We start from the raw sequence: 24,379 nt of genomic DNA, 5'->3' as shown, positions 1-24,379 counted from the left end.
TCTATCAAATCGGGTATGGGGGCATATCGACATTGGTGTAGCTGTAAAGGAATACGCAGAGGAACAGGAGATTGATGTGGAAGATGTTGACCTCACTGATGAATTTATTAATAGCGTAATCGGTCAGGGCAGACACGCAAACCAGTCTTTCTTCGCATTTACCGCAACACCGAAAGGTCCGACGATAGAGGTTTTCGGCACTGAGTATATCAGTGCTGACGGTACACCAACAAAAATGCCGTTCCATGTATACTCCATGAAACAGGCAATAGAGGAAGGATTTATTCTTGATGTTTTGCAGGACTATACCACGATCCGTGAAGCATTTAAGCTTGTCAAAGTTTCCGAGGACAATCCCGAACTGATAGAGGGGGCGGCATCGAAAGCGCTGTTCAAGTATTATAAGAAGCACGGCTATACGATCACACAGAAAACGGAAATGCTAATGGCGAATTTCCTTGCAAACGGCAGATTCCAGATCGGCGGCAAGGGCAAAGCAATGGTCGTTGCCGACAGCAGAGCCAATGCGGTACGCTACTATCTTGCAATCAAGCAGTACCTGAAAGATCACCCGCAGGAATCCGCAGGCTGTGATGTTATGATCGCATTTTCAGGCGAGATCACGCTGGAAGAAATGCCCATGGAAAAGCCGTTTACCGAAGCTTCTATGAACCTTGACGAAAACGGAAAATACATCACGACTGACAAGAAATTCAGAAAGGTGTTCCACAGCAGTCAGTACAATATCCTTGTTGTAGCCAATAAGTATCAGACAGGATTTGATGAACCGCTGCTTCATTCCATGTATGTGGATAAAAAGCTGAAAAGTGTAGCAGCCGTGCAAACGCTTTCCCGTCTGAACCGTACTTGCTTCGGAAAGGCAAGCACCTTTGTCCTTGACTTTGAAAATACCGAGGAAGACATCAAAAAAGCATTTCAGCCGTTCTATGAGGAGTCTTCTATGGAAGGCGCAACAGACCTGAATGTGGTGTATGACCTCAGAAACAAGCTGAACGAGTATATGCTGTTCAATTATGATGATGTCGAGAAATTCAACGACTTTATGTCAAAACAGACTGGAAAAGGGCAGAATGCAGCAGCACTCGGCAAGCTCGCAGGAATGTTCCGTCCTGTGATTGACAGATACAGAGATCTTTCCGAGGACAATCAGTATGCAGTCCGTGACTATCTCCGCAAGTTTACAAGGACTTGTGCATATATAACCCAGATCGTCAGACTGCACGACAAAGACCTTTTTGCTGAATATCTGTATACGTCCAATCTTCTGAGACTGCTTCCGAAATCAGGAAAGGATATCGTTGATATAGATGACAAAGTCAGACTGGAATATGCTAACCTTAAAGAAACACATACCGGAGCGATCATACTCGATGAAAAGAAAGTTGTATGGGTTCCCGGTGGAGCAACTGCTCCCAAGAAGCCTAACAAGAAAAAGGACACTTTACAGAGTATCATAGATAAGGTCAACGAACGATTTGACGGTCAGTTCACCGATGCAGACAGGGTTATTATCGAAGGTATCTACCGTATGTTCATGGACGATAAAGACGTTAAAAAGTTCAAGAAATACGCCAGCGATAACAGCACAGAAATGTTCGTCAATTCTCTGTTCCCGGAGAAATTCAAGGAGATCGTTACACAGTGTTTTCTTGATAACAACGAATCATTCCAGAAGCTGTTCAACGATCCTGAGTTTTATCAGAAAGTGCAGGATATTATGGCAAAAGAGTTGTATAAGTCGTTGAGGAAAGACTCATAAGATTTAAGAGCCGTATGTGAGTTAAGCTCCTAACGGCTCTTATAGGATAAAATGTAAATCTGTAACAGAGAGGAGAAAAATATAATGGATGCACCTTTACGCATAGACGAGCAGATAATGAACAGTGACAGAGTTATTTGCCGTCATATTGATAGCATAGAAAAATCTACAATTGGAGAAATATCTCAAGACATTCTTTCGCATCTTCGCCATTTCGTCGAACATATTATGCTGAAGATTTATGCCAATGGAGAGGATATCGAAGATTCACATGAAAATGTTCAAAAAGCAGTAAAGTATGTTAAAAGCCAGATGAAATTGAAGCATATTGCACGTTTTCATCGTTTCTTGCAGGTATCTGTATCTCATAGAACTTTAGCAGAAGAAAATGCTAATCGATTGATGCTCAAATATTATGAATATCTTCTGAGAATAAAGAATTATCTTCAGGACAATTATTCTATGGAAGTCCTCCATAACCTTGAAAAGTTTCCTATTGAAATAGATGATAGTTATAAAGAATACTATGAGAAGATTTCTGAGAAAATTGAATTATACCATACTCCTATAAGAGAAGGATTTCGATTCGACCGGTTTTATATCCAATCAATAAAGCCATTTTTTGTAAACGGGAAAATATACTATGAAGTTGCGTTCATACCGGCAAATGATAAAGCAAGCAAAACAGATCGGATCATTGCGTTTACAGACATTGAATTATCCGATTATTACGCTGTCAGATTTGCTATAGCCAATAATTCAATTGGAATTTTTGGAAAAACCATGCCCATACGAGTTATTGTCAATTGGGAAGTGAATATTCGTCCTTGTGAATTCGATAATTTTGCAAAACTGATTTACAAGAATGCCCCTAAGTTATCTAAAGCCGAACAGAAGCATTTATCACAATATTTAACTGATACCGGAGCCAATTTATCCGAGCTCCTTGATATTTCAGATGAAGCCTTTGCTAATTTACGCGGTAAAATCGTTCCAAATTCAAGTTCCACATTTTTCTTTGATATTCTGGATTATTGCAGAGAGCTTTTACGAAATCAAAGCCCAGGAGCTAATATCCTTAAGTATCTATTATTTCATATGACAAATAGGATAATAAAAGCACAATACAAGGAGCAATGGAAATGGGATTATTATAATGGTTGTTGGGAATACATAGGTCAAAACTCTTTGCTTTCTGATCTTTATTTAGCAAATGAATGTATACCTTTTGATAATATGCCATTTTGTTCTGCTCTTAGAAAACACGTTCCGAGCATTTCTGATATATTTGATTGCTTTGAGATATCGGGACGAGAACATGAGATTATTGCTTGGTTTATCAGGCATAATACAGAACAAAAAGGTATTCTTTTCACAAAATTAGAAAAGAGTGATGACGGGAAATATAAAATATTGGATTTTGAAGATGTTGAAAGCCTTGTAAATGTTTATAACAGCCGACTTTATAAGAATCGTACTCAACAAGCACGAAAGCTTATCATAAAAAATGATTTTATTTTTATAGAAAGCTATAAAGAAGATACGGTTTCTATAATTCAAACTGTAAAAAGCCTGACCACTAATGGAATTCCTAATCACGCTAACACAGCGAAGCATTGGATAGATACTCAAGATAATAGCGATCTGTCAGATGAGAAAAAAGATGCCTTAATCAATTTGTTTGATAAATCGAAAGTGGCTTTGATTTATGGTGCAGCAGGAACTGGAAAAACGACATTGATCAATTATATTTCAACATTTTTCAAGGACTACTCGCGGTTGTACTTAGCTCACACAAATCCAGCGGTAAACAATTTGAAAAGAAAAGTGAGCGCATCATCAAAATGCAATTTTATGACTATCACCAAATTTAATAATCCGTATGCTAAAGATGTAAAAAGAGATTATGATATTCTCATAATAGATGAGTGTAGTACTGTAAGTAATAAAAGTATGAGAAAGGTTCTTGAACTTGCTCAGTACAAGCTTTTAATTTTGGTAGGAGATATATACCAGATCGAGGCTATAGAATTTGGAAATTGGTTTAATGCAGTAAGATTCTTTATTCCTCCAACATCAGTATGTGAATTAAAAAAACCATTTAGAACAGAAAGTAAGCAATTATTAGACCTCTGGGATAATGTCAGAAAAATGCAGGGTAATAATGAGGATAGTGATGTTTTCGACAGATTACAAGCAGGTGAGTTTTCGGCAGAACTGGATACTTCAATATTCACTTCTGCAGCCAAAAATGAAATTATACTTTGCTTAAACTATGGAGGACTTTACGGTATTAATAATATCAATCATTTCATGCAAGAAAACAATAACGGTAAAGAGATTTATCGTGGCATACAAAGATACAAAGTCGGTGATCCTATTCTATTCAACGATGCTGCCGATTCGTTTTTTAGCAGTGATGAAGACGAAGTTCCTGTTATTCATAATAATATGAAAGCTAAAATCGTAGATTTCGCTGTTTTAAATGAAGGTCAGGCAAATGAGTCGATTCAATTTGATGTCGAACTTGATAAACCTCTTATAGAATTAAATATGGATAATCGTAACTTCAACATCATAGGAACGAATCAGGAGGGAAACTCGATTATTCGGTTTGAAGTCTTTAAGAATAAAAGCACTGACGAGGACGATGACGAAACTTCAAGGGCTACGGTTCCGTTTCAAATAGCGTATGCTGTCTCAATCCATAAAGCACAAGGTTTGGAATATGACTCTGTTAAAATAGTTATAACCGATGAAATAGATGAACTTATAACTCACAGCATATTCTATACTGCAATTACTCGTGCTAAGAAAAGACTGAAGATTTATTGGTCTAAATCTGTTGAACAGAAAATACTTGAAAGAATCAAGCCTATTGATAACCGTCAGGATATCGCATTATTGAAAAGCGAAATAGTCTGAGGTGATTTTAGGAGGGCGAGCTGCCGTCACTGACACCTCGCCCTCTTAGATTATTTGTCAGCATCACTGCACTCGTCAAGTCCGTGCATAAGCTGAATATAAACGCACTCTGCTCGGTCATGTTCCTCGCCGTCGGTAGACATCATAAGTTCCAGGAAATATGCTTTTGCTTCTTCATAGTCCGTCCAGACCTCACGTCTGCCGTTGCATATGGTAGTGACCTTGCGTGACTTCGGCATTGCCAATTCTGAGATTTTCAACATAGCTGTGACCTCCATAAGTTTTATTGTAGATACATTATATACCACAGCAAACCAGGAGTCCAGCTCTGCGTCAAATCTGTAACTATTCTTGTGAAATGCGCAGCAATACCGACACTTTCCCCGGTGCATAATAACGTGAGTGATAGTATCGCTTCCCGGTGGCATACTATCAATACCAGGTCATAATATCAGCAGTACGACTTTCTGAATAAATATTCACTGAATTTTTATTCAGAAACTTGACAACGGCAAAGCACTGTGGTATAATATCATTATACTGAAAAATTATTCAGAGAAAACATTTTCAGAAAAGATGTGATACTATGTTTATCGGCAGAGAAAAAGAACTTAGACAGTTGAATAACGAGCTTTCTTCATGGAAACGCAAAACGGCGGTGCTGGTCTACGGCAAGCGCAGGGTCGGAAAATCCACGCTTTTGAGCGAAGCTGCAAAGCACTTTGAGGGTGTTGTCATCAACCATATGTGCGTGACAAGCACCTTTGAGGGCAATATGGAGCTGATCTATCAGAGCGTTTCGGAGGGGCTTGGACTGCCGAATATCCGCTTCGGCTCTCTGTTTGAGATGATGGACTACCTAAAAACGCTTGATAAAAAAATACTGCTCATCATTGACGAATACCCATACCTCAAGCAGACCAAAAAGAAAAACGAAGTCGATTCGTATATGCAGGCGGTCATCGACAGGCTGCCCGAAAATGTCAAGCTGGTGCTTTGCGGTTCGTATATCACCGTAATGAAGGAACTGCTGGAGGAGGGCAACCCACTGTTCGGCAGGTTCTCACTGATACAGCATATCCGTGACTTTGACTACCTTGATGCAGCGAAATTCTATCCCGATCTTTCCGTTCGTGACAAGGTCGCTTTCTATGCCGTATTCGGCGGAAGCCCCTATGTTCTGGAAAATCTTGATACGGGTCTGACTATTCAGGAAAACATCGAGCGTCTGCTTCTGCCCGAAACGGGTCTGGTGCGTTCACACATCGAGAATGTTATGCTCAAAGAGATACAGAAGACATTCGATGCGAGGATATTGGAAATTCTCGGCAACGGCAAGAAGCGTTACAGCGAGATACGGGACAAAATTATAAGCAGCGAGACAGGTCTGCTCGACAAGCAGTTGAAAATTCTGCTCGACATGGAGACCATTCAGAAGACCGAACCCATCAACCGCCGGAACGACAAGAAAAAGCAGTTCTATGAGATCGTGGATAATCTGATGCGGTTCTATTTCACGTTCATTTTCGGCAAGGCAGGAACGATCGCACGTATCGGTGAGGAGCAGTTCTTCAATCGAAATATTGACGCTGTACTGGAGCAATTCGTCAGCAGACGACTTGAAGGCATCGCACTGCAATACTTCCACAGAGCCGCTATGCTGGGCAAATACCCCGATATTGACGATTTCGGCAGCTATTGGTATGATGATCCTGCCACCAAGACCAACGGCGAGTTTGACTGCGTTATCAGGCGTGGAGAGCATTATGATTTCTACGAATGCAAATACTTCGACCGACCTATGACGCTTGAAGAATGCCGTCAGGAAAAGGAACAGCTTGACAGCATCAAAGGCATCACCGTGTCGGGCGTGGGATTTGTCTGCACGGGAGGATTTGCGTTTGAAAAATCTGACGACTTTGAGTTAATCGACGGAAAAACACTTTACTTCAACGAATGAAAAAGCCGCCGCTCAGGACGAACCTGAACGGCGGTTTATGATTCTTGTCATCCGATTTTGTCATCCGTCTTGTCATCCACTTAGAATTTAGGGTGACAAATGGGTGACAAACCGCATTTTTGAGCCATTTGGCAAATTTTTTTAAATTTCTGAAATTCAGAAAAATACGTATTTTAGCCCTTCATAGCCTCTTCAACAGCAACTGCGCAAGCAACTGTTGCACCAACCATGGGGTTGTTACCCATACCGATCAGACCCATCATCTCAACGTGAGCCGGAACGGAGGAGGAACCAGCGAACTGTGCGTCAGAATGCATACGACCCATGGTATCGGTCATACCGTAGGAAGCCGGACCTGCTGCCATGTTGTCCGGGTGGAGGGTACGGCCGGTACCGCCGCCGGATGCAACGGAGAAATACTTCTTGCCCTGCTCAACGCATTCCTTCTTGTAGGTACCTGCAACCGGATGCTGGAACCGGGTCGGGTTGGTGGAGTTACCGGTAATGGAAACGTCAACGCCTTCCTTCCACATGATCGCAACGCCCTCAGTTACATCGTTTGCGCCGTAGCAGTTTACCTTTGCACGGGGGGTGTCAGCATTCTTGGAGTAGCACTTGCGGAATACTTCCTTTACCTTGCCGGTGTAGTAATCCATTTCGGTTTCAACGTAAGTAAAGCCATTGATTCTTGCAATGATCTGTGCAGCATCCTTGCCCAGGCCGTTCAGGATAACCCGCAGGGGTTCCTTCCGAACCTTGTTTGCCTTTTCAGCAATACCGATTGCGCCTTCAGCAGCGGCAAAGGACTCGTGACCAGCCAGGAAGCAGAAGCACTTGGTTTCTTCCTCCAGCAGCATCTTGCCCAGGTTGCCGTGGCCCAGGCCAACCTTACGCTGGTCAGCTACGGAGCCGGGGATGCAGAATGCCTGCAGACCTTCACCGATTGCAGCAGCAGCGTCAGCAGCTCTGGTGCAGCCCTTCTTGATTGCGATTGCGCAGCCTACAGTGTAAGCCCACTTTGCATTCTCAAAGCAGATGGGCTGAATGCTCTCAACCAGCTTGTAAATGTCAAGACCCTTAGCCTTTGTGATTTCAGCAGCCTCTTCGATGGAGTGAATGTCGTACTGTGCGAGAACAGCAAGAATCTGCTTTTCTCTTCTCTCATAAGATTCAAATAAAGCCATTGTAGTTTTCCTCCTCTTATTGCTTTCTGGGATCGATGATCTTTACAGCGTCTGCAACACGACCGTACTGACCCTGTGCCTTTTCGTATGCTGTGTTTGCGTCATCGCCTGCCTTGATGAAGTCCATCATCTTACCGAAGTTAACGAACTTGTAGCCGATGATCTCGTCATCCTCATTCAGAGCAATGCCGGTTACATAACCGTCAGTCATCTCCAGGTAACGGGGACCCTTTTCCAGCGTACCGTACATGGTACCAACCTGAGAACGGAGACCCTTGCCAAGATCCTCAAGTCCTGCGCCGATTACCAGACCATCCTCAGAGAATGCACTCTGGGATCTGCCGTATACGATCTGCAGGAACAGCTCTCTCATTGCAGTGTTGATTGCGTCGCAAACCAGGTCGGTGTTCAGTGCTTCCAGAATGGTTCTGCCGGGGAGGATTTCAGCAGCCATTGCAGCAGAATGGGTCATACCAGAACATCCGATGGTCTCAACCAATGCTTCCTGGATCACACCGCCCTTAACGTTCAGTGTGAGCTTGCAGGTACCCTGCTGCGGTGCGCACCAGCCGATGCCGTGTGTGAAACCGGAAATATCAGTGATTTCCTTTGCCTTCACCCACTTTGCTTCTTCCGGGATCGGGGCTGCGCCGTGAGCAACGCCTTGCTTTACAGGGCACATTGTTTCAACTTCATGAGAATAATTCATATCCTTAACTCCTTTCGATATAAGATGAGATTCACCTTATACATCATATGGTATCATTATACCGCATTTTTTCGACAGAATCAAGCCCCTTTTTTGAATTCCTGAACCTTTTTTATCAGACCGCATAAAAAAGGTATTTCCGGACAGACTAAAGGCAATGCTACTGATGAATTTACGATGGGAGGAATCCTTGTGAATAAACAAAAATGTGCTGTGATCGGGTGCGGCTTTGTAGGGGCATCCATTGCCTTTTCCCTGGTACAGGAGGAAATGTTCTCCGAGCTGGTGCTGATCGATATCAATCAGACCAAGGCGGAGGGAGAAGCAATGGATCTGAGCCATGGTCTGCCCTTTGTACACCCTATGAAGATCTACGCCGGCACCTATGCGGATCTGGCAGACTGCTTTCTGATTATCATCACAGCCGGTGCCGGACAGCGGCCCGGTGAAACCAGGCTGGAGCTGGTTCGCAAAAATGTGGAGATCTTCCGGGATATGATCCCCCAAATCACTGCGGTAACGCAGGATGCCCGGTTGCTGATCGTATCCAACCCGGTGGACGTGATGACCTATGCGGCGTGGAAGCTGTCCGGTTACCCACCGGAGCATGTGATCGGCTCCGGTACGGTGCTGGATACGGCACGGCTGAAATACCTGCTTGGGGCGCATCTGGGGGTGGACAGCCGCAGCGTGCATGCCTTCATCATCGGAGAGCACGGAGACAGCGAGCTGGCTGTATGGAGCAGCGCCAACATCTCCGGGGTGGATCTGGACAGCTTCTGCGATATCTGCGGCGCATGCGACGGAGAAACGCTCCACAGGCTGTACGAGGACGTGCGCACCAGTGCCTATAAGGTCATTGAGAAAAAAGGCGCCACCTATTATGCCATTGCTCTGGCAGTGACCCGGATCGCCCGTGCCATCGTCCGGGAGGAGCATTCTGTGCTGCCGGTTTCTGCCTATGTAAACGGTCATTACGGGGTATCGGACGTGTATTTCGGCGTTCCCTCCATTGTGGGTGCGGAGGGCATTGAAAAGGTGCTGGATATCCCTCTGGATGCCAGCGAACAGCAGCAGCTGGAGCATTCGGTACAGACTCTGAAGGATGTAATCACAGGATTGGATTTATAAGAAAACACTGCGCAAACCCTATGCGATACTGCCGAAGGTTCGGCTTGCAAACCCTCCTGATTTGTGATACACTAGAAAAGTAAATGTATATCACAAATTGGGAGGGTTGCTTTTGAAGCGGCAAACCTGCATACGGCTGCTGAGCTGTGTACTGCTGTCCATTCTTCTGATGACTGTCTGTTCCATGGCATCGCCCCTGTTTCCTCTGCACACGGGGGTGGATCAGAACTGCTTTCTGACGGTGGGAAAAGCCATGCTGTCCGGAACAGTCCCCTACCGGGATCTGTATGAGCAAAAGGGTCCCCTGCTGTATGGTCTGCATGCCCTGGCTGCATGGATGGACAGCAATGGCTTTTTCGGAGTCTATTTGCTAGAGATTCTGAACCTGACCTGGGTGCTCTGGCTGTACTGTAAGATCGCAGGGCTGTTTCTGCCGGAGCGTCTGCAATTTCCGGCGGCGGCATTATCCGGCTTTGTGACCGTCACAGCTTATTGCTTCAGCCGGGGGGACAATGCGGAGGAATTCTGTCTGCCTCTGGTGCTGTACGGTCTGTATGCTATGCTGCGCTGCACCGAGTCCGGTACACTGCCCTGCCGCCGGACACATATTCTTTGCGGTGTGCTGGCTGGCATGATTCTTTGGATCAAGTTCACCATGCTGGGGTTTTACATTGCCTGGGTGCTGTTCTTTTTCGTGCAGACCATCCGACAGGGACAGCCTGGCCGGGCATTTGCCCATTGTTTTCTGTTCCTGAGCGGCATGGCTCTGACCATGCTGCCATGGCTGGCGTATTTTGCATACCACCACGCACTGTATGACTTTTTTTATGTATACTTCTACTCCAACATTTTTCTATATTCCCGTTCTGCTTCTCTGATTCTGCGCATCGGCGGAATCCTGGTGCAGGATGTGTTCCACAATTTCTGTATGACTGCACTGTGCATAGGTGGTGCGCTGTATTTTGTCTTGAAAAAAGACAGCTGCAAGCAGACCGCCACCCGGATCGCCATTGCCGCAACTTATGCAGGACTGTACTTTTTTGTATTTGCGGGAGGTGTCCGGTATCGGTATTACCTGCTGATTATGGCGGGGTACTGCCTGTTCGGTATCATTCCCCTGCTGCGGTTGTGGGCTGGTATGGGTCGGGAACGGTGGAAAACGTGCATGAAGCTGGCGTTGCCGGTGGTGTATCTGTTGGCGCTGTACCCTGCCAGCAACTGTCGGTATTATTTTGGCAAGCCTGAGTTCTACTACCCCCAGATCCGGTTTGCACAGCTGATGGAGCAAACGAAGCGACAGGATGAAATCACGCTGCTGAATTATTGTTTCCTGGATGGCGGCTTTTATCTGGAGTCCGGCGCTTTGCTGCCGGATACCCGGTTTTTCTGCCGGCTCAATATCCCAAAGGATCAACTGCCCGAGATGTACCGGGAGCAGGACAGGATTGTACAGGAGGGTGCTGTGGAGTTCGTGGTGGTACGATATCGCATGCGGGAACACCTTTGGCGTAAAGAACCGTGCGCAGCTTTGACTGAGCTGTATACCTTGATCGGTACGGCGGAGGAAGCCCACGATGGATACCGGTATGAGCTGTATCAGCTGCGTGAAGGCAGCATTGCATAATGACAGTGTTACAAGGAAAAGGAAAACGGTGCAGACCTTGCGGACTGTACCGTTTTCTGGTTTATGGGTAGAGCCGAAGCTCCAGGGGGAGGCTTTACTTGGTTGCTTTGAAAATGGAACGTACATAGTTGTACATATGGGGACGAATGGTCTTTTAGCCGGGATCACCTGCCGGTTCGGTGAGTACAGCAGGCGCAGGCTTTGTTACAGGTGTTTCTGTGAATTCCTTTGCAGACAGCTTGATGAAATTCTGCAGCTGGGTGATATCGTCCTTTTCTAATTTTTCATCCTTATCCACATCAGCAGCATCGAAAGAACGGGTATCGGTGAATCCGTTTGCCATGCCGCGCTTTGCCAGAATCAGGTCAAAACCGTTGATGACGCCGTCCAGGTTCACATCGCCCTTGACGATTTTTTCCTGGGGAACGGCAAATACAATGTAGTTTGCAGAATTGCCGCTGCCTCCGTTGGTTCCCAGTGCCACAACATCGCCCTTCTTTACGTTCAGCTTGTAGAGCATTAGGGTAACGTCATTGGAAGTGGTCACGCTGCATCCTGCAAATGTCCATGCCTTCAGCCATTCCGGCATGTTTTCAACCACTCTGGTGTCCACAGCGGTATAGATGGTTGCATCTGTACTGACCGTAAACTTGCCAAGATCGTTTGTGCTCAGCTTGGAATCGCATGCTGTGCGGATTGTTTCTGCATTCACCAGATTCTTGGGCATGGAAGTGATGGTGAGATCCCGGTCGCCGTAGAGTACGGAGCCAACCTTTACGTCATAATAGATGGACCAGTCGGCAGCATTCTCCTTGTCGAATACGGTAAGCTCCTGAATAATCTTGCCGCTGATGGGTTCTACTTCCTTCGCCACTGCAAGTACAATGTAGTTTACAGATTCGTTGGATCCGCCGTTGGTTCCCAGTGTGATGGTCTCGCCGGCATTGAAGTTTTTCTTGTACAGTTCCAATGTCAGGTCGTTGGATGTCTGAATGGTATTGGCTGTTTTAGTCCAGCCACTGAGCCATGCAGGAAGCGCAGAGGTAACTCTGGAATCCATTGCAACATAAACCGTAATATCAGCGCCTGCCTTGCATGTACCCAGATTTGCGGTTACGAGCTTGGAGTCACAGGCAGTCCGGATGGCTTCTGCCCCTGCTAAACCAGCAGGGATGGATGTTGCGGTAAGATCTCTGTCTCCAAAAAGCTTGGAGCCAACACTGAAATCCTGATAGATGGACCAGTCAGCTGCATTTTCTGTGTCAGTAACTGTAAGATCCTTGAGCAGTGTGCCGCTGATGGGATCCGGATCCTCGATTGTTCCGGTGCCGAAATCCCCCTTGACTGTAAAGCAGTCCAAATACAGGGAGCCAGCCAGTGCTGCATTGGATTTCAGCTCGACCTGGTTGTCCCCTGCCTTCAGATCAATGGATTGGGTCACAGTTTTCCAATCGCTGTAGCTACTGCCCTTGGGCATAGACAGGGTCTTAACCTTGCTGCCGTTTACATATAGGTCTACGTTGTTGATGTCGGAGGTTGCGGAATACCGCAGTGTCAGGTCAAATTTTCCTGCCTTGGTGGTAGAAACAGTGTCCCGAACGGCTGCATTATTCTTTGCGCCGTACTTCAGGAAGCCCTGTCCCCAGAAGCCGGTTACGCCACTGCCACAGCCGTTTGCTACGTTGCCTTCTACATTCTGTGTGTCGAAGAATTCACCCTCATACTGACGAACGCCGGTGTAGAAGGAAGGATATGCAGGCGCCTTTACGCTGGAAGCCTTGGGATTGGAAAGTCTTCCGGTCTCATTGCCCTTGCACTGAATGCTGATCTCTACCGGACCGTTGTGCTTTACAGTTAAGGTGTATGTACCGTTTGCATAGCTTTCGCTGATCTGGGATGCGGTCTGGTTTCTGCCCGTATCCTTTGCGGAATAGCTGGGCTTTGCTGCACAGCCGGAAATCTTGAAGGTATCGGTTCTCAGGGTAGTCTGTGCCTTTTCGTCAAAGTTATTTGCGTAAATATCAATCCGGTCACTGTACTCCTTGATCAGGGCGTTGCCGTATTGGTTGAAGTTAACGTCCAGATCCTTGCAGGTGTTGTACTTTAGAGAAAGAACCGCACCGCAGTTGCTGCCATCCTTATTGGAGTTGTAGGTAACCCATGTGTTCTCATATCTGCCTGCATAGCAATTGCCGTAGTAGTCGGATGCGAACAGCTTGTTGAACTCATCCTGCTTTGCGGAAATGGAGCTCCACCGGGACGGGATGGAGGACTGCTTGATCTGCACCTGGAAGCTCTTTGCCACGCTGTCCCGCAGGGCATAAACTGTGGGGATTGTGGGATATCGTCCTGTACTCTTATATGGATTGTAATTTTTATCCAGATTCCCGTCTCCGGACATGCGATACAGCCCCTCAAACAGAGTAGGATAGGTGCTGTATTTGTTGTGATTATCCCCGGTGGTGTTATCCTGAATCACAACTACCTTGGTTCTCTCGATGACTTCCTGCCGGGTGGGAATCCGGATGGTCCCATCTACCAGCTTGCGAAAGAAGCCTAGGGTATCGTTCACATATTGATCTTTGGTGTCCCAACTACGGCAACTGTAGTCGCCATCCTTTATGCCGCCCCATTTTTCTGCGAAGTCATCCGCCCACACAAGCTCCGGTCCATCGATGATCGTAGCACCATTCAGTGCCATGCGCTCCATGTGAATAGGCAGGCCGGTGATTTGTCGGTATTGTTCCTTGGTTACATCTCCGTTGCCGGACCAGGTGGAATCAGACCAACCGGTTTCATCATACCGAACACCGTAGTTGCCGCAATAGCCGGACAGGTATGCCCCCAGCACTTCGCTTTCCACATCCTCACTGAAGCCAAGTTGGGTGTACTTTTCTTCCAGTTGCAAATTGGCGGAGTACTGTTCACAGGCACTGCGCCATTCGGGGCAGCGTTTCAGCATTGCCACTGGATTCAGTGCAGCGCTCCAGTAATTTGCACACCAGTTGATGTTCAGATAGCCACCGTACTTGTTGCACAGCTTCAGCAGCTTTGCAAAATGCTGATACCGCTGAATGGGGGTTACAGGAAAGTCCTGAGACTCAAAGCCCCAGAACTGCTCACTGTAGTTGAAGCCGATGAAGTTGGGGTAATCCCGGAAAAATTCTGCATAGATGGTGTTTTCATAGTCATCATCAGCGTGGGAAACGAACTGGCTCTTGTTGGGGTAATTTACAATGTTTCCGGAAGAATCATAATCCGGCAGATGGCACTGGCCGCCGCTTGCAGGCTGTACCATACACCATACACCTTCGTCTGCGCAGGTTTTCAGCCAGGACTTGGCACATTCATACCCGTCCTGCACCATCAGCCACTTGTGATCCGTAGAGCTCCAATTGATGGACAGCGAAATGTTGAACACCACATATGGCTTGATATCCTCCGGAATCAAAGCAATGATTTTCGCCGGATCTGCATAATTCCAGGTGTCGATGTGCACGATCAGCATGGGCTGATCCGGGGAGCAGGGTCTGCGCATGACGCTGCTTGCTGCCTCTGCGGTCATTGTGGAGACCTGAAACGGATCGCCAAGGAATGAGGGAGTGGAACCAGCGTTGCCGGCTGTGTCCTTCGGCAAAGCATAGGCAAAGGAACTTGTGAGCAATGCGGCGGAAAGCAATGCAGCACAGATTTTTTTAAGTTTCATCCAATGCACCTCCATTTTTTCTTTTCTTTATTATAGAAAATTCACAGAAGGTCGTCAACTCACAAAACAATTATTAGGTGGACAAAACGATGTTTTTTCTTGACTGTGAATTGGGACAGTGATATAATGATAACAGACGTTCACATCTGTCCGCTTTGGGAGGAAGTAGCTTATGAGCAAGTCCAACAGATACATAATTGGCGTGATCGCATCCCAGCTCAGCGATATAGAGCAGTCAGAGCTGCTTTCCGGTATGCTCCGGCAGGCACAGGAACGAAACATCGACCTGTTGTTTCTTTCAAATATTTATAATCCCAATGACCCGGCAAACACCATAGAACGGGAGAATGATATCTACGATCTGATCCTTTCGGATGCGTTTGACGGTCTGATCCTGTTTTCAGAAACAATCCTGAACACAACCCAGCAAAAACTGATTGTGGAACATCTGTCTCACATGACGCATGTACCATTGATCGCTTTGGGCACACCGCAACCTGGCTTTGTTCTGGAGCATTTTCAGTTTCTCAATACCAGTGACGCACTGGATTTTGAACGGATTACAGATCATCTGATCGAAAAACACGGATTTACGAATATGGAAATGCTGACCGGCTTTGACTTTATTGAAGCGTCTCACCAACGGGTTGCCGGATACCGGGCGTCCCTGGAGCGTCATGGACTCCCCTACGATCCGGATAAAGTGCATTTCGGTAATTTCTGGATGAATTCCGGTGCAGAGCTTGCTGAATCCTACATCAAAAAAGACAGACCCTTTCCCCAAGCAGTGCTCTGCGGAAACGATTACATGGCTTACGGTATGCTGGATACCCTTGCAAAAAACGGAATCTCCGTGCCGGATCGCATTACGATCACAGGCTATGAGTACATTCAGGAGCGTATATACCATTACCCGATTCTGACCACCTATCAGCGCAATCGGGCGCAGTTGGGGGCGGAGGCGATCCGACTGATACAGCAGCAGCTGGACGGGCATCCGGGGACGGATTTTACCCCTCCTCCGGGCAGACTGATTCCGGGAGATTCCTGTCAATGCGGTCTGGATCCGGCACAGCTGCTTGCCGAACAGGAGCGGATCAGTCTGAAGCGCACGGATTACTTTCTGAACCTGTTCGGACAGCTGGAATTTGAATTGACCGAGTGTCGTACCATCCCGGATCTGTTACAGGTTTGTCGAAAGTATCGGTATATGCTTCGACATGCAGAGGAGGTTTATCTGTGCCTGTATGAGGACTGGTACAACGACCGGGCAGTGTCGGAAACTGTGACATGCTACAGCCTTCTGGCTCAGGAAGAGCCATTTACGATACAAAAACATGATTTGGAACGATTTTGCAGCGGCTCGGCTGCCGCATACAGCTTCAGCCCCTTGTTTTCTCTGCAAAGATCCCTGGGCTATGCGGTAATGAAGTTTCATACACCGGCTGCCAACACCCCATTGTACCGGCACTGGCTGAAAGCAGTCAGCAACGGTTTGGAGTTTTTGCGGTTGAAAAATGATATTCAGTATCTGACCCAGTGCTGCAATTTATCAGAATCGGTGGATAACATGACGGATATGTACAGCAAGCGTGGGTTTCACTCTGCTTTTGATGCAGCTGTTGAAACGTTCGATGCCCGAAAAGTCCACCTTGTGGTGCTGCGTGTCTGCTTGTTTGACGAAAGCTATGCCACCGAAGGCTCCGGGCAGAAGATTCAGGCGCTCCTGGCAGCATCTGACGCAGTCAAGTGCTTCTGTGCCGGCTCCCGGCTGTATGGCAGAGTCGAGGAAAACACATTTGCCTGTGTGGTGCGTGCAGATACCGCTGACAGCCGTCTTCTTGCAGATCTGCTGGGTGCAATCCTGCTGCGGGCAGTCGGATACACCCGGTGTTACGGCACCGATTCTTTCGTATGTACTGCGCAGCTTTGTACGCCGGATTCAACTTATCAGACGGAAATGCCAAAGGCGCTGCAGGAGCTGGATCAGCTGACCAGAATCAGTGCTGCCCGGCGGACTTGTTCCCACTACCGGGAGATGCTTGCGCTGCGAAATCAGTTCTATCTGTCCCCGGAGGTGTTTTTTGAAACCGACAGCACAGGACTCCCCTGTTCCTACAGTTCCGGACACCTGCGGACGATCTATAAAGCCTGCTTTGGCGTCAATCCTCATCATGACTGCATTACAGGCAGAATCCTGCTTGCACGGTATCTGCTTTTTACCACCCAGGACAGCATACAGCAGATTGCCCAGCAATGCGGCTATCGGGACAGCAAGTATTTCCTGCGCCAGTTCCGGCTGCATACGGGCATGACCCCGGCGGAATACCGCAGGGCATGCTCTTTGACGGATACATAAAAAATGACCGCAACTTGTCCGGCTGCGGTCTTTCTGTATAAATTGGATCGGAACTTATGCCATCTGTGCGTTTTCTTGCTTCTTCTGATGCATCTTTTCCAACAGCAGTGCGATCTTCTGGTGAGGATCAATGACGGTGCTGATGGATACATCGTGGTTGATGGCTGCGATAAAGTATGCAATATACTTGGATACGTCAACCTCGTGGAACCAGGGACGAGCCAGAAGCTCCGGACTGCGATAGGTCAGGTTGGTGCCGAATACACCGTCAATATACCCATCCTGATACGCCTTGTCAAACTTCTCAAGTCCGTCGGTAAACAGACCATAGGTTGCGTAAGCAAAGATCCGGCGTGCTTTTTTGTCCTTCAGGGCATATGCCAGATCCAGCATGGACTCGCCGGAGGAAATGATATCGTCTGCGATAAACACATCCAGCCCCTCTACGGAGTTGCCCAGATACTCATGTGCCACGATGGGATTTCTGCCGTTGACGATCCTGGAGTAATCCCGGCGCTTGTAGAACATGCCCATGTTGACCCCCAGAACGGAAGCGTAGTACATATTCCGGTTCAGCGCACCCTCGTCCGGGCTGATAACCATAAACTTGTCCGGCGCAATGTCAAAGTCCGGAATGCACTTGAACATAGCCTTGAGCACCTGGTAAGAGGGCATTACGTTGTCAAAGCCCATCAGCGGTACTGCATTGTGCACCCGGGGATCGTGTGCATCAAAGGTGATGATATTGGAAACGCCCATGGATTCCAGTTCCTGCAGTGCGCATGCACAGTCCAGGGATTCACGGAAGTTGCGACGATGCTGTCTGCCGCCGTAGAGGATCGGCATGATGACGTTGATCCGGTGTGCTTTACCGGATGCAGCCTGGATGATGCGCTTAAGATCCTGGTAGTGATCGTCCGGGGACATAGAATTTTCCCTTCCGAACATCTTGTACTTGCAGTTGTAATTTCCCACGTCTACCAGAATGAACAGATCCTTGCCCCGGACGGTGGACTTGATCAGACCCTTACCGTCTCCGGAAGCAAACCGGGGGCACTCGGAACCGATGAGGAATCCATCCGGATTCTCCTCCTCGTTTACGAGCCAGCGCATCAGGTACCCGTTGATCTTGTCACCAAGCTCCGTTGCGCTTTCTGTGGCGATCAGCCCCAGGGGTGCTACGCCTTTCTGTGAATCGAACAAAACCTCATTTGCTCCAGCTGTCATGCTTGCACGCTCCTTCAAAAATTATTTACAAAACTTTTCAATATAGTGATCGATATCACTCTGAATGATCTTGCGGGCAACCTCTGCGTTTTCTACTTCGTTCACGGCAGTGGTCTTGTTCTCCAGTTCCTTGTAGACCCGGAAGAAGTGGGACATTTCATCAAACACATGCCGGGGAAGCTCGCTGATATCATGGTACATATTATAATTGGGATCATTGAAGGGAATTGCAATGATCTTATCGTCCATATGACCGCTGTCCATCATGCGGATCACGCCAATGGGATAGCAGCGCACCAGGGTCATCGGATACAGTCGCTCAGAACAGAGCACCAGAACATCCAGCGGGTCGTTGTCGTCAGCATATGTGCGGGGAATCAGACCGTAATTTGCGGGATAATGGGTTGAGGTATGCAGAATTCGGTCAAGCATAATCAGTCCGGTTTCTTTGTCAAGCTCGTACTTTTTCTTGCTCCCCTTTGGGATTTCAATGACCGCCACAAAATCATCGGAGTTGATGCGTTTGGGGCTGATATTGTGCCAAATGTTCATAGTAACCCTCTTTTCTCGGTTCTCATAGACCTACATAAATATAGTATACCAGTAATTCTCGATTTGTCAATTCAAGCAATGGCTTTTTGGTACATATGCCAATTTTGTTCCGGATTTGTGTCGAAATTTGTTGTGACAGTCGGCAAAAGAGCATGGCTATTTTGCGTTTTAACGGTTGCAAAACGGCAGATTTTGTGTTATACTAGAAATTGTATTGTAAAACGATCCAGGAACGCCTGCTAAAGATACAAAAAAAGAAAGGAACAATCAATATGGAGGAACAGATTCAGTCTGCGATCACACAGACAAAGCAGATTATCCGAGAGGTGAAAAAGGCTGTAGTCGGCAAGGATGAGACCGTGATTAAAGTCCTGCTGGCAATGCTGGCTGGCGGACACATTCTGATCGAGGATATTCCCGGTGTGGGAAAAACCACTCTGGCGTTGGCTATTTCCAAGGCAATGCACCTTGTCCACCATCGGATGCAGTTTACACCGGATGTGATGCCGGCAGATGTGACCGGGTTTACCATCTATAACAAGCAGACCGGCAGCTTCGACTACAAACCCGGTGTGGTAATGTGCAACCTGTTTCTGGCGGATGAGATCAACCGTACCTCCAGCAAGACCCAGTCTGCCTTGCTGGAGGTCATGGAGGAGGGCAGTGTTACCATTGACGGCGTGACCCGGGTGTTGCCCAAGCCCTTTCTCGTGATCGCAACCCAGAATCCCATCGGCTCCGTAGGTACCCAGATGCTGCCGGAATCCCAGTTGGATCGGTTCATGATCAAGCTGAACATGGGCTATCCGGATTTACAGAGCGAGGTGGATATTTTAAAAGCACGGCACAGTGAGAACCCCATTGACCATGTGCATCAGGTTGCCTCGGCAGAGGATATTGTGCGGCTACAGCGGCAGACCGAGCAGATCTATGTGGATGACAGGATCTACAACTACATCGCAAGTCTTGCCCAGGCAACCCGGCAGCACCCGATGCTGCGACTTGGCATCAGTCCCCGGGGCACGCTGGCACTGACTGCCGCCGCAAAGGCAACGGCGCTGCTCCGGGGTAGGGATTACGTTACATCGGATGATGTGCGTTTTATGCTGCGGGATGTATTCGCACACCGTCTGTTGCTTAGCACCAAGGCCCGGATGCAGGAGATCACAGTGGAGCAGGTCATTGGAGATGTGGTGCGGCAGGTGCCTGTTCCTGTCATTGGTGATGAAATATGATCTTGGCGAAGCTTGCATACTGTCTGCTGCTGGTGGGTCTGGTGTTTTTCTTCCTTCTGTTTAAGGATACGCTTAGTCTGATCCTGCTGCTGTGTATTTTCCTGCTGCCCGGCTTTTCCTGGCTGTGGCTCCGGATCGCCGGCAGCAGACTCCGGATCCGGCTTCTTTGTCCTTCCGGCACCCTGCCAGCCGGGGAACAGATTGAATTGCAGCTTTTTTTGCAGAATCCGTGTATTCTACCGATTCCCCATGCCGTGTTCCGGATCCGGTATCGGAACAAACTGGCACAGCAGGACGAAACCATTCTGGTGTCCACCGGTCTGCCAGCCAGAAGCAGTCAGACCATCGGCTTGCAGCTGCTGCCGGAATACTGCGGTTGTCTGCGGGCGGAGATCACCCAGATCCGGCTGTATGACATGCTCCGGATGTTCCGGATCCGGATTTCTGCGCCCCCGGCACAGGAATTGTGGATCATGCCCCATATCTGGCCCATGCAGCCGGTGTCTGGGCAGGTGCTTTCCCAGGACAGCGAGAATGAAACCTTCTCCCAGTATCGATCCGGAGATGATCCTTCGGAGGTATTCGGGCTGCGGGATTATCACCCCGGTGACAGGCTGAATCGGATTCACTGGAAACTCAGTGAAAAGAATACGGGACTGATCGTCAAGGAATTCAGTCTGCCCATCGGACAGGCTGCTGTGTTGTTTGCAGAGTGGAAGCAAAGTCCCCTGCCGATGCAGCATGCCTTGCTGGAGTCCCTGATTTCCGTGTCTGTCGCCTTTTCTGAGTCGGAGCATCCTCACAATCTGTGCTGGTTTGACCCCCCAGGCGAACGGCTGGTGACTGTCCCCGTATCCGATGCGTCGATCTATGAAGGCATCCGGCGGCTGATGTCCACTCCCACCCATACGCTTTCCTCCACGCTGCACTGCATAGACCCGGACAGAAGCATTTCTCATCTGATTTATTTTACAGCCGGTGTACAGCCGGAGCAGTTGGTTCAGCTGGAACAGCTGCATGCCGACCGGATCACGGTGATTTCCGTGAATGCCGATGAGGAGGACGCTGCTTGCTTCCAACGCACAGCGGCCGCCTTTCCACAGTTGGAGCTTTGCCCGGTTTCTCCGGGATGCGTTGGAGCTGCCTTGCGGGAGGTGATTTTATGAAGCAGACTGCTTCGGAAAGCGGGATCCAGCTGCTGTCTGCGCCCCACATGTCCACATCGCCACCGGGCAAACAGCGCAGCATGATCTATACCATGCTGCTGGCTCTGCTTGGCATTAGCTCTACCTTTGCAGTTTTTTTGTCCATGTTCGATCTGCAAGTCAACTATTCAATGCTGATCGGAGGCATTCTGCTGTGCTGGGTGGTTTCCTCCGTGTTCTGCATTATGGGCAAACGCTGGGCTTTGGGACTGATCCCCACCCTGATCGGCGGAGAACTGCTGCTGGTGAAATACTGGTCTCTGGCGGTGGACGGCTATTGTTATGTATTCAACACCATTTATCAGCGTGTGCATTTTACAGAAGAACTGCACTATACCGGTTTGACCTATCAGAACCAGATGCAGGCAACGACGGCACTGCTGCTGTTCTGTATGCTGTTCCTGGGCGTTCTGACCTGCTTTTTCACCATTGCCCGTCCCAACGCAGTGATCTGTTTTGTGCTGACCGGCGCACTGCCGGAAATCGGCTTGTACTATGGCGTGGCACCCTCTTACCTGGCGTTTGCCTGTCTGCTTGCATACTGGGTGGGGATTCTGGCGCAGGATCGTGCCTTTTCCATTCTGCATCTGCGGAGCAGGCGCATGCACCAGTATCATGCCAAGGAACCCCTGCGCCGACAAGTGGGCGTTCAGACGGCACTGACCGGACTGGTTCTGATCCTTGTGCTGTTTTCTGCCGTGACTGCCGGCTTAAACTGGAGTCATTTTTCCCGTTCTGAACAGTTGAACACCTGGCGCATGCAGATCAAAAGCGGATTAAAGCGCATTACCCTGCCCAAGGAACTGGAAGTCGATACACCGGCTCCTTCTCCCTTCAAATTTGCTCCAAGTACATCCACGCCGGATACCTTTACATTGGGTAGGCTGAATGGGATCCGGTTCACCTATGAGCCCATGGTTCAGCTGCGCTATTTTTCGGTGCCGGACTATGACCTGTATCTGAAAAGCTATGTGGGATCCAAATATGAAAACAACACCTGGTCAGCTCTGACTGAGGCACAATACCAACGGCTTGCGCAGATACAATCTGCCGGAAAAACCAATTCTGCACAGACGATGCTGTATCAGTTTATTGAAAACTGTGTTCGCACAGCGGATATGCATCTGAACACGATGGAGATCAGTCCGGTTCCGGCAGCGTCGGATATTGCCTATATCCCATACCCGTTTGTCACGCCATATGATACCAATCTTCTGAAGCCCTACCACGATGGAGCATGCAAGCGGCTCTATCCGCAGTCCTATAGCGTAGAGTATCTGCTGGATGATTGTGTGAATTTCAACTTTCTGTATTTCGCCAGTATGGAACTGGATAAGAATCCGGAACAGCTGAATGAGTGGGAGCCTAGCTATCAGAAATTTGTCTATGATTCCTACCTGGATGTGCCGGATACAGAAGCCATGCAGCGTGTTCAGACAGCATACGCTGACCGATTGAACAATGATATTGGAAGGGCGGACAGTTATGCCTCACACACAGACATGGTTCTGCGGGAAGTGGATGATATTTACAGTGCCATTACAGAAAATTGCACCTATACTCTGACGCCCGGACCTGTACCGACAGGACGGGAGCTTATAGAATATTTTCTTCTGGAAAGTCACCAGGGATACTGTGCCTACTTTGCCACTGCCGGCGTTATGCTGTGCCGAATGGCTGGTATTCCGGCACGGTATGTGGAGGGAGTCGCCGTGTCCCAGGATATGCTTTCCGAGGCATCGGAATCTTCTGGTTCCATGGAGAGGACATTGGTGATAGATGACAGCCATGCGCATGCCTGGGCGGAGATCTATCTGAATGGCATCGGGTGGATCCCCTATGACTTTACTCCCGGCGGTGCAAACTCCAACCAGCTGGCGTTACAGGTCACCACAGCCGCAACCACCACAACCACCCAGACCACGACGCATGTTACCACAACTGTACCGGTGCATACCCAGACCAGCACAGCCGACAGTTCTACCAGCACACAGAGAAATAACTCCGGCTCTACTTCCCTTTTCAGGGCTTTGCTGTTGATCCTGACAGTGCTTGCAGTAGCGATTTTGTTGCCTTGTGGCATCTGGAAGTATCTGCACCGCCGGGCTAATGGAATCTGGAAAAAAAGAACAGCAGTCTTTGCATCCGGAGACACAAATGCTGCTGTGATTGGCGCTTATCAATATCTGCTGCGGCTGCTGAAACAGATGGGCTTGACACCGGGCAATGAAACGCCCACCAGCTTTGCAGCCTGGGCAGAAGAAGCATGCCCTTATCTGTCCGCAGATACGCTGACCCGTGCTGCGTCCATAGCTGAATATGCGGATTTGAGTGCGCATACTGTTTCTGAGGAGGATCGGGAATTTGTTACGGAGCTTGCCATGCAGCTGCAAAAAGCATACGGCTCAGACTGTACCCGGTTCCAGCAGTTCCGGCTCCGTTTCCTATGGTGCTTGATTCAGTAGTTCCAGTACATCCGGCAGGAACAGCCGGAAGGCAGTGGGCAGCGAATACTGCCCCTGCAGCGCATCCGCATCTGCCCATACAAACCCATCGGATTGGTGCAGGCACCGGAAAAAGTAACAGGTCATATGCCACTCAATGTGGGTAAAGATGTGGACACGCTCCTGGGATTGGAGCAAAGCAGTCGGGTGTACACCCATCTCCTCCCCCCAGGCAATTGCCTCCTCCGGGGTGCATGTGTGTGGCAGATTGGGAAACTCCCAAAGCCCTGCCAGCAATCCCTTATCCTCACGCTTTCGCACGGCGGCTGCATCGCCGC

Annotated in this window: 16 protein-coding genes; 9 read left to right on the top strand and 7 right to left on the bottom strand. The window is 48.4% G+C overall.

Annotation, left to right across the window (positions count from 1 at the left end; all coding sequences use genetic code 11):
* The coding region (locus tag QVO51_RS00885) for a type I restriction enzyme subunit R domain-containing protein (protein WP_441295902.1) at positions 1 to 1,780 on the top strand (1,780 nt) is incomplete at its 5' end.
* Between the two features lie 84 nt (positions 1,781 to 1,864).
* Entirely contained in the window at positions 1,865 to 4,705 is a 2,841-nt protein-coding gene (locus QVO51_RS00880; protein ID WP_022356846.1) for an ATP-dependent DNA helicase, read from the top strand.
* Positions 4,706 to 4,755: 50 nt separating this feature from the next.
* On the opposite strand, the gene QVO51_RS00875 is transcribed toward QVO51_RS00880, so the two are convergent.
* Positions 4,756 to 4,968, bottom strand: a complete 213-nt coding sequence (locus QVO51_RS00875) for a hypothetical protein (RefSeq protein ID WP_022356845.1) — start codon at positions 4,966 to 4,968, stop codon at positions 4,756 to 4,758.
* Positions 4,969 to 5,291: 323 nt separating this feature from the next.
* Here QVO51_RS00875 and QVO51_RS00870 point away from each other — a divergent pair, with 323 nt between their 5' ends.
* Positions 5,292 to 6,665 (top strand): AAA family ATPase, encoded by a 1,374-nt coding sequence (locus QVO51_RS00870; RefSeq protein ID WP_022356844.1) that lies wholly within the window; start codon positions 5,292 to 5,294, stop codon positions 6,663 to 6,665.
* Between the two features lie 173 nt (positions 6,666 to 6,838).
* On the opposite strand, the gene QVO51_RS00865 is transcribed toward QVO51_RS00870, so the two are convergent.
* A complete protein-coding gene (locus QVO51_RS00865) occupies positions 6,839 to 7,849 on the bottom strand; it encodes a GGGtGRT protein (RefSeq protein WP_022356843.1) in 1,011 nt (336 codons plus the stop codon).
* Between the two features lie 16 nt (positions 7,850 to 7,865).
* On the bottom strand, positions 7,866 to 8,558 hold the full coding sequence (locus QVO51_RS00860) for an iron-sulfur cluster assembly scaffold protein (protein ID WP_015558989.1): 693 nt from the start codon (positions 8,556 to 8,558) through the stop codon (positions 7,866 to 7,868).
* A 177-nt stretch (positions 8,559 to 8,735) separates the two neighbouring features.
* Between QVO51_RS00860 and QVO51_RS00855 the strand changes: the two genes are divergently transcribed.
* Both QVO51_RS00855 and QVO51_RS00850 read left to right on the top strand, forming a co-directional pair.
* Positions 8,736 to 9,689, top strand: a complete 954-nt coding sequence (locus QVO51_RS00855; RefSeq protein ID WP_276747465.1) for an L-lactate dehydrogenase — start codon at positions 8,736 to 8,738, stop codon at positions 9,687 to 9,689.
* Positions 9,690 to 9,801: 112 nt separating this feature from the next.
* Positions 9,802 to 11,313: a hypothetical protein gene (locus tag QVO51_RS00850; protein ID WP_022356841.1), complete on the top strand. Its 1,512-nt coding sequence runs from the start codon at positions 9,802 to 9,804 to the stop codon at positions 11,311 to 11,313.
* A 154-nt stretch (positions 11,314 to 11,467) separates the two neighbouring features.
* Here the strand turns inward: QVO51_RS00850 and QVO51_RS00845 are convergent, their stop codons facing one another.
* Positions 11,468 to 15,019: a glycoside hydrolase family 98 domain-containing protein gene (locus tag QVO51_RS00845; RefSeq protein WP_022356839.1), complete on the bottom strand. Its 3,552-nt coding sequence runs from the start codon at positions 15,017 to 15,019 to the stop codon at positions 11,468 to 11,470.
* A 172-nt stretch (positions 15,020 to 15,191) separates the two neighbouring features.
* On the opposite strand from QVO51_RS00845, the gene QVO51_RS00840 reads away from it, so the two are divergent.
* Complete coding sequence (locus tag QVO51_RS00840; protein WP_022356838.1) at positions 15,192 to 17,378, top strand: substrate-binding domain-containing protein; 2,187 nt, start codon at positions 15,192 to 15,194, stop codon at positions 17,376 to 17,378.
* A gap of 54 nt (positions 17,379 to 17,432) precedes the next feature.
* On the opposite strand, the gene QVO51_RS00835 is transcribed toward QVO51_RS00840, so the two are convergent.
* Together QVO51_RS00835 and QVO51_RS00830 are read right to left on the bottom strand one after the other, a co-directional pair.
* A complete protein-coding gene (locus QVO51_RS00835; RefSeq protein ID WP_022356837.1) occupies positions 17,433 to 18,605 on the bottom strand; it encodes a ribose-phosphate pyrophosphokinase in 1,173 nt (390 codons plus the stop codon).
* Between the two features lie 21 nt (positions 18,606 to 18,626).
* Positions 18,627 to 19,157, bottom strand: coding sequence for an inorganic diphosphatase (locus QVO51_RS00830; protein WP_015558985.1), 531 nt, complete (start codon positions 19,155 to 19,157; stop codon positions 18,627 to 18,629).
* Positions 19,158 to 19,402: 245 nt separating this feature from the next.
* Here QVO51_RS00830 and QVO51_RS00825 point away from each other — a divergent pair, with 245 nt between their 5' ends.
* The 3 genes from QVO51_RS00825 to QVO51_RS00815 are packed head-to-tail and all read left to right on the top strand — an operon-like array spanning position 19,403 to position 24,062.
* A complete protein-coding gene (locus QVO51_RS00825; RefSeq protein ID WP_276746901.1) occupies positions 19,403 to 20,392 on the top strand; it encodes an AAA family ATPase in 990 nt (329 codons plus the stop codon).
* On the top strand, positions 20,389 to 21,558 hold the full coding sequence (locus QVO51_RS00820) for a DUF58 domain-containing protein (protein WP_022356835.1): 1,170 nt from the start codon (positions 20,389 to 20,391) through the stop codon (positions 21,556 to 21,558). The genes QVO51_RS00825 and QVO51_RS00820 overlap by 4 nt, the downstream gene beginning before the upstream one ends.
* A complete protein-coding gene (locus tag QVO51_RS00815) occupies positions 21,555 to 24,062 on the top strand; it encodes a transglutaminase-like domain-containing protein (RefSeq protein WP_022356834.1) in 2,508 nt (835 codons plus the stop codon). The genes QVO51_RS00820 and QVO51_RS00815 overlap by 4 nt, the downstream gene beginning before the upstream one ends.
* Here the strand turns inward: QVO51_RS00815 and QVO51_RS00810 are convergent.
* On the bottom strand, positions 24,042 to 24,379 hold a 338-nt coding region (locus QVO51_RS00810; protein WP_288167683.1), incomplete at its 5' end, for an NUDIX domain-containing protein. The two genes, QVO51_RS00815 and QVO51_RS00810, sit on opposite strands and share 21 nt — an antisense overlap.

The sequence above is a fragment of the Ruminococcus sp. CAG:379 genome, from assembly GCF_000434255.1.
GTDB classification, from domain to species: Bacteria; Bacillota; Clostridia; order Oscillospirales; family Ruminococcaceae; genus Ruminococcus_F; species Ruminococcus_F champanellensis.
Note: the sequence above shows the minus strand (reverse complement) of the source record. Positions and strands in the feature narration are given on the sequence as shown.

Excerpts from the sequence above, each read along its gene's own strand:
- QVO51_RS00880 (WP_022356846.1), top strand. The coding sequence starts at position 1,865 with ATGGATGCACCTTTACGCATAGACGAGCAGATAATGAACAGTGACAGA.
- QVO51_RS00875 (WP_022356845.1), bottom strand. The coding sequence starts at position 4,968 with ATGTTGAAAATCTCAGAATTGGCAATGCCGAAGTCACGCAAGGTCACT.
- QVO51_RS00870 (WP_022356844.1), top strand. The coding sequence starts at position 5,292 with ATGTTTATCGGCAGAGAAAAAGAACTTAGACAGTTGAATAACGAGCTT.
- QVO51_RS00865 (WP_022356843.1), bottom strand. The coding sequence starts at position 7,849 with ATGGCTTTATTTGAATCTTATGAGAGAAGAGAAAAGCAGATTCTTGCT.
- QVO51_RS00860 (WP_015558989.1), bottom strand. The coding sequence starts at position 8,558 with ATGAATTATTCTCATGAAGTTGAAACAATGTGCCCTGTAAAGCAAGGC.
- QVO51_RS00855 (WP_276747465.1), top strand. The coding sequence starts at position 8,736 with ATGGGAGGAATCCTTGTGAATAAACAAAAATGTGCTGTGATCGGGTGC.
- QVO51_RS00845 (WP_022356839.1), bottom strand. The coding sequence starts at position 15,019 with ATGAAACTTAAAAAAATCTGTGCTGCATTGCTTTCCGCCGCATTGCTC.
- QVO51_RS00840 (WP_022356838.1), top strand. The coding sequence starts at position 15,192 with ATGAGCAAGTCCAACAGATACATAATTGGCGTGATCGCATCCCAGCTC.
- QVO51_RS00835 (WP_022356837.1), bottom strand. The coding sequence starts at position 18,605 with ATGACAGCTGGAGCAAATGAGGTTTTGTTCGATTCACAGAAAGGCGTA.
- QVO51_RS00830 (WP_015558985.1), bottom strand. The coding sequence starts at position 19,157 with ATGAACATTTGGCACAATATCAGCCCCAAACGCATCAACTCCGATGAT.
- QVO51_RS00820 (WP_022356835.1), top strand. The coding sequence starts at position 20,389 with ATGATCTTGGCGAAGCTTGCATACTGTCTGCTGCTGGTGGGTCTGGTG.
- QVO51_RS00815 (WP_022356834.1), top strand. The coding sequence starts at position 21,555 with ATGAAGCAGACTGCTTCGGAAAGCGGGATCCAGCTGCTGTCTGCGCCC.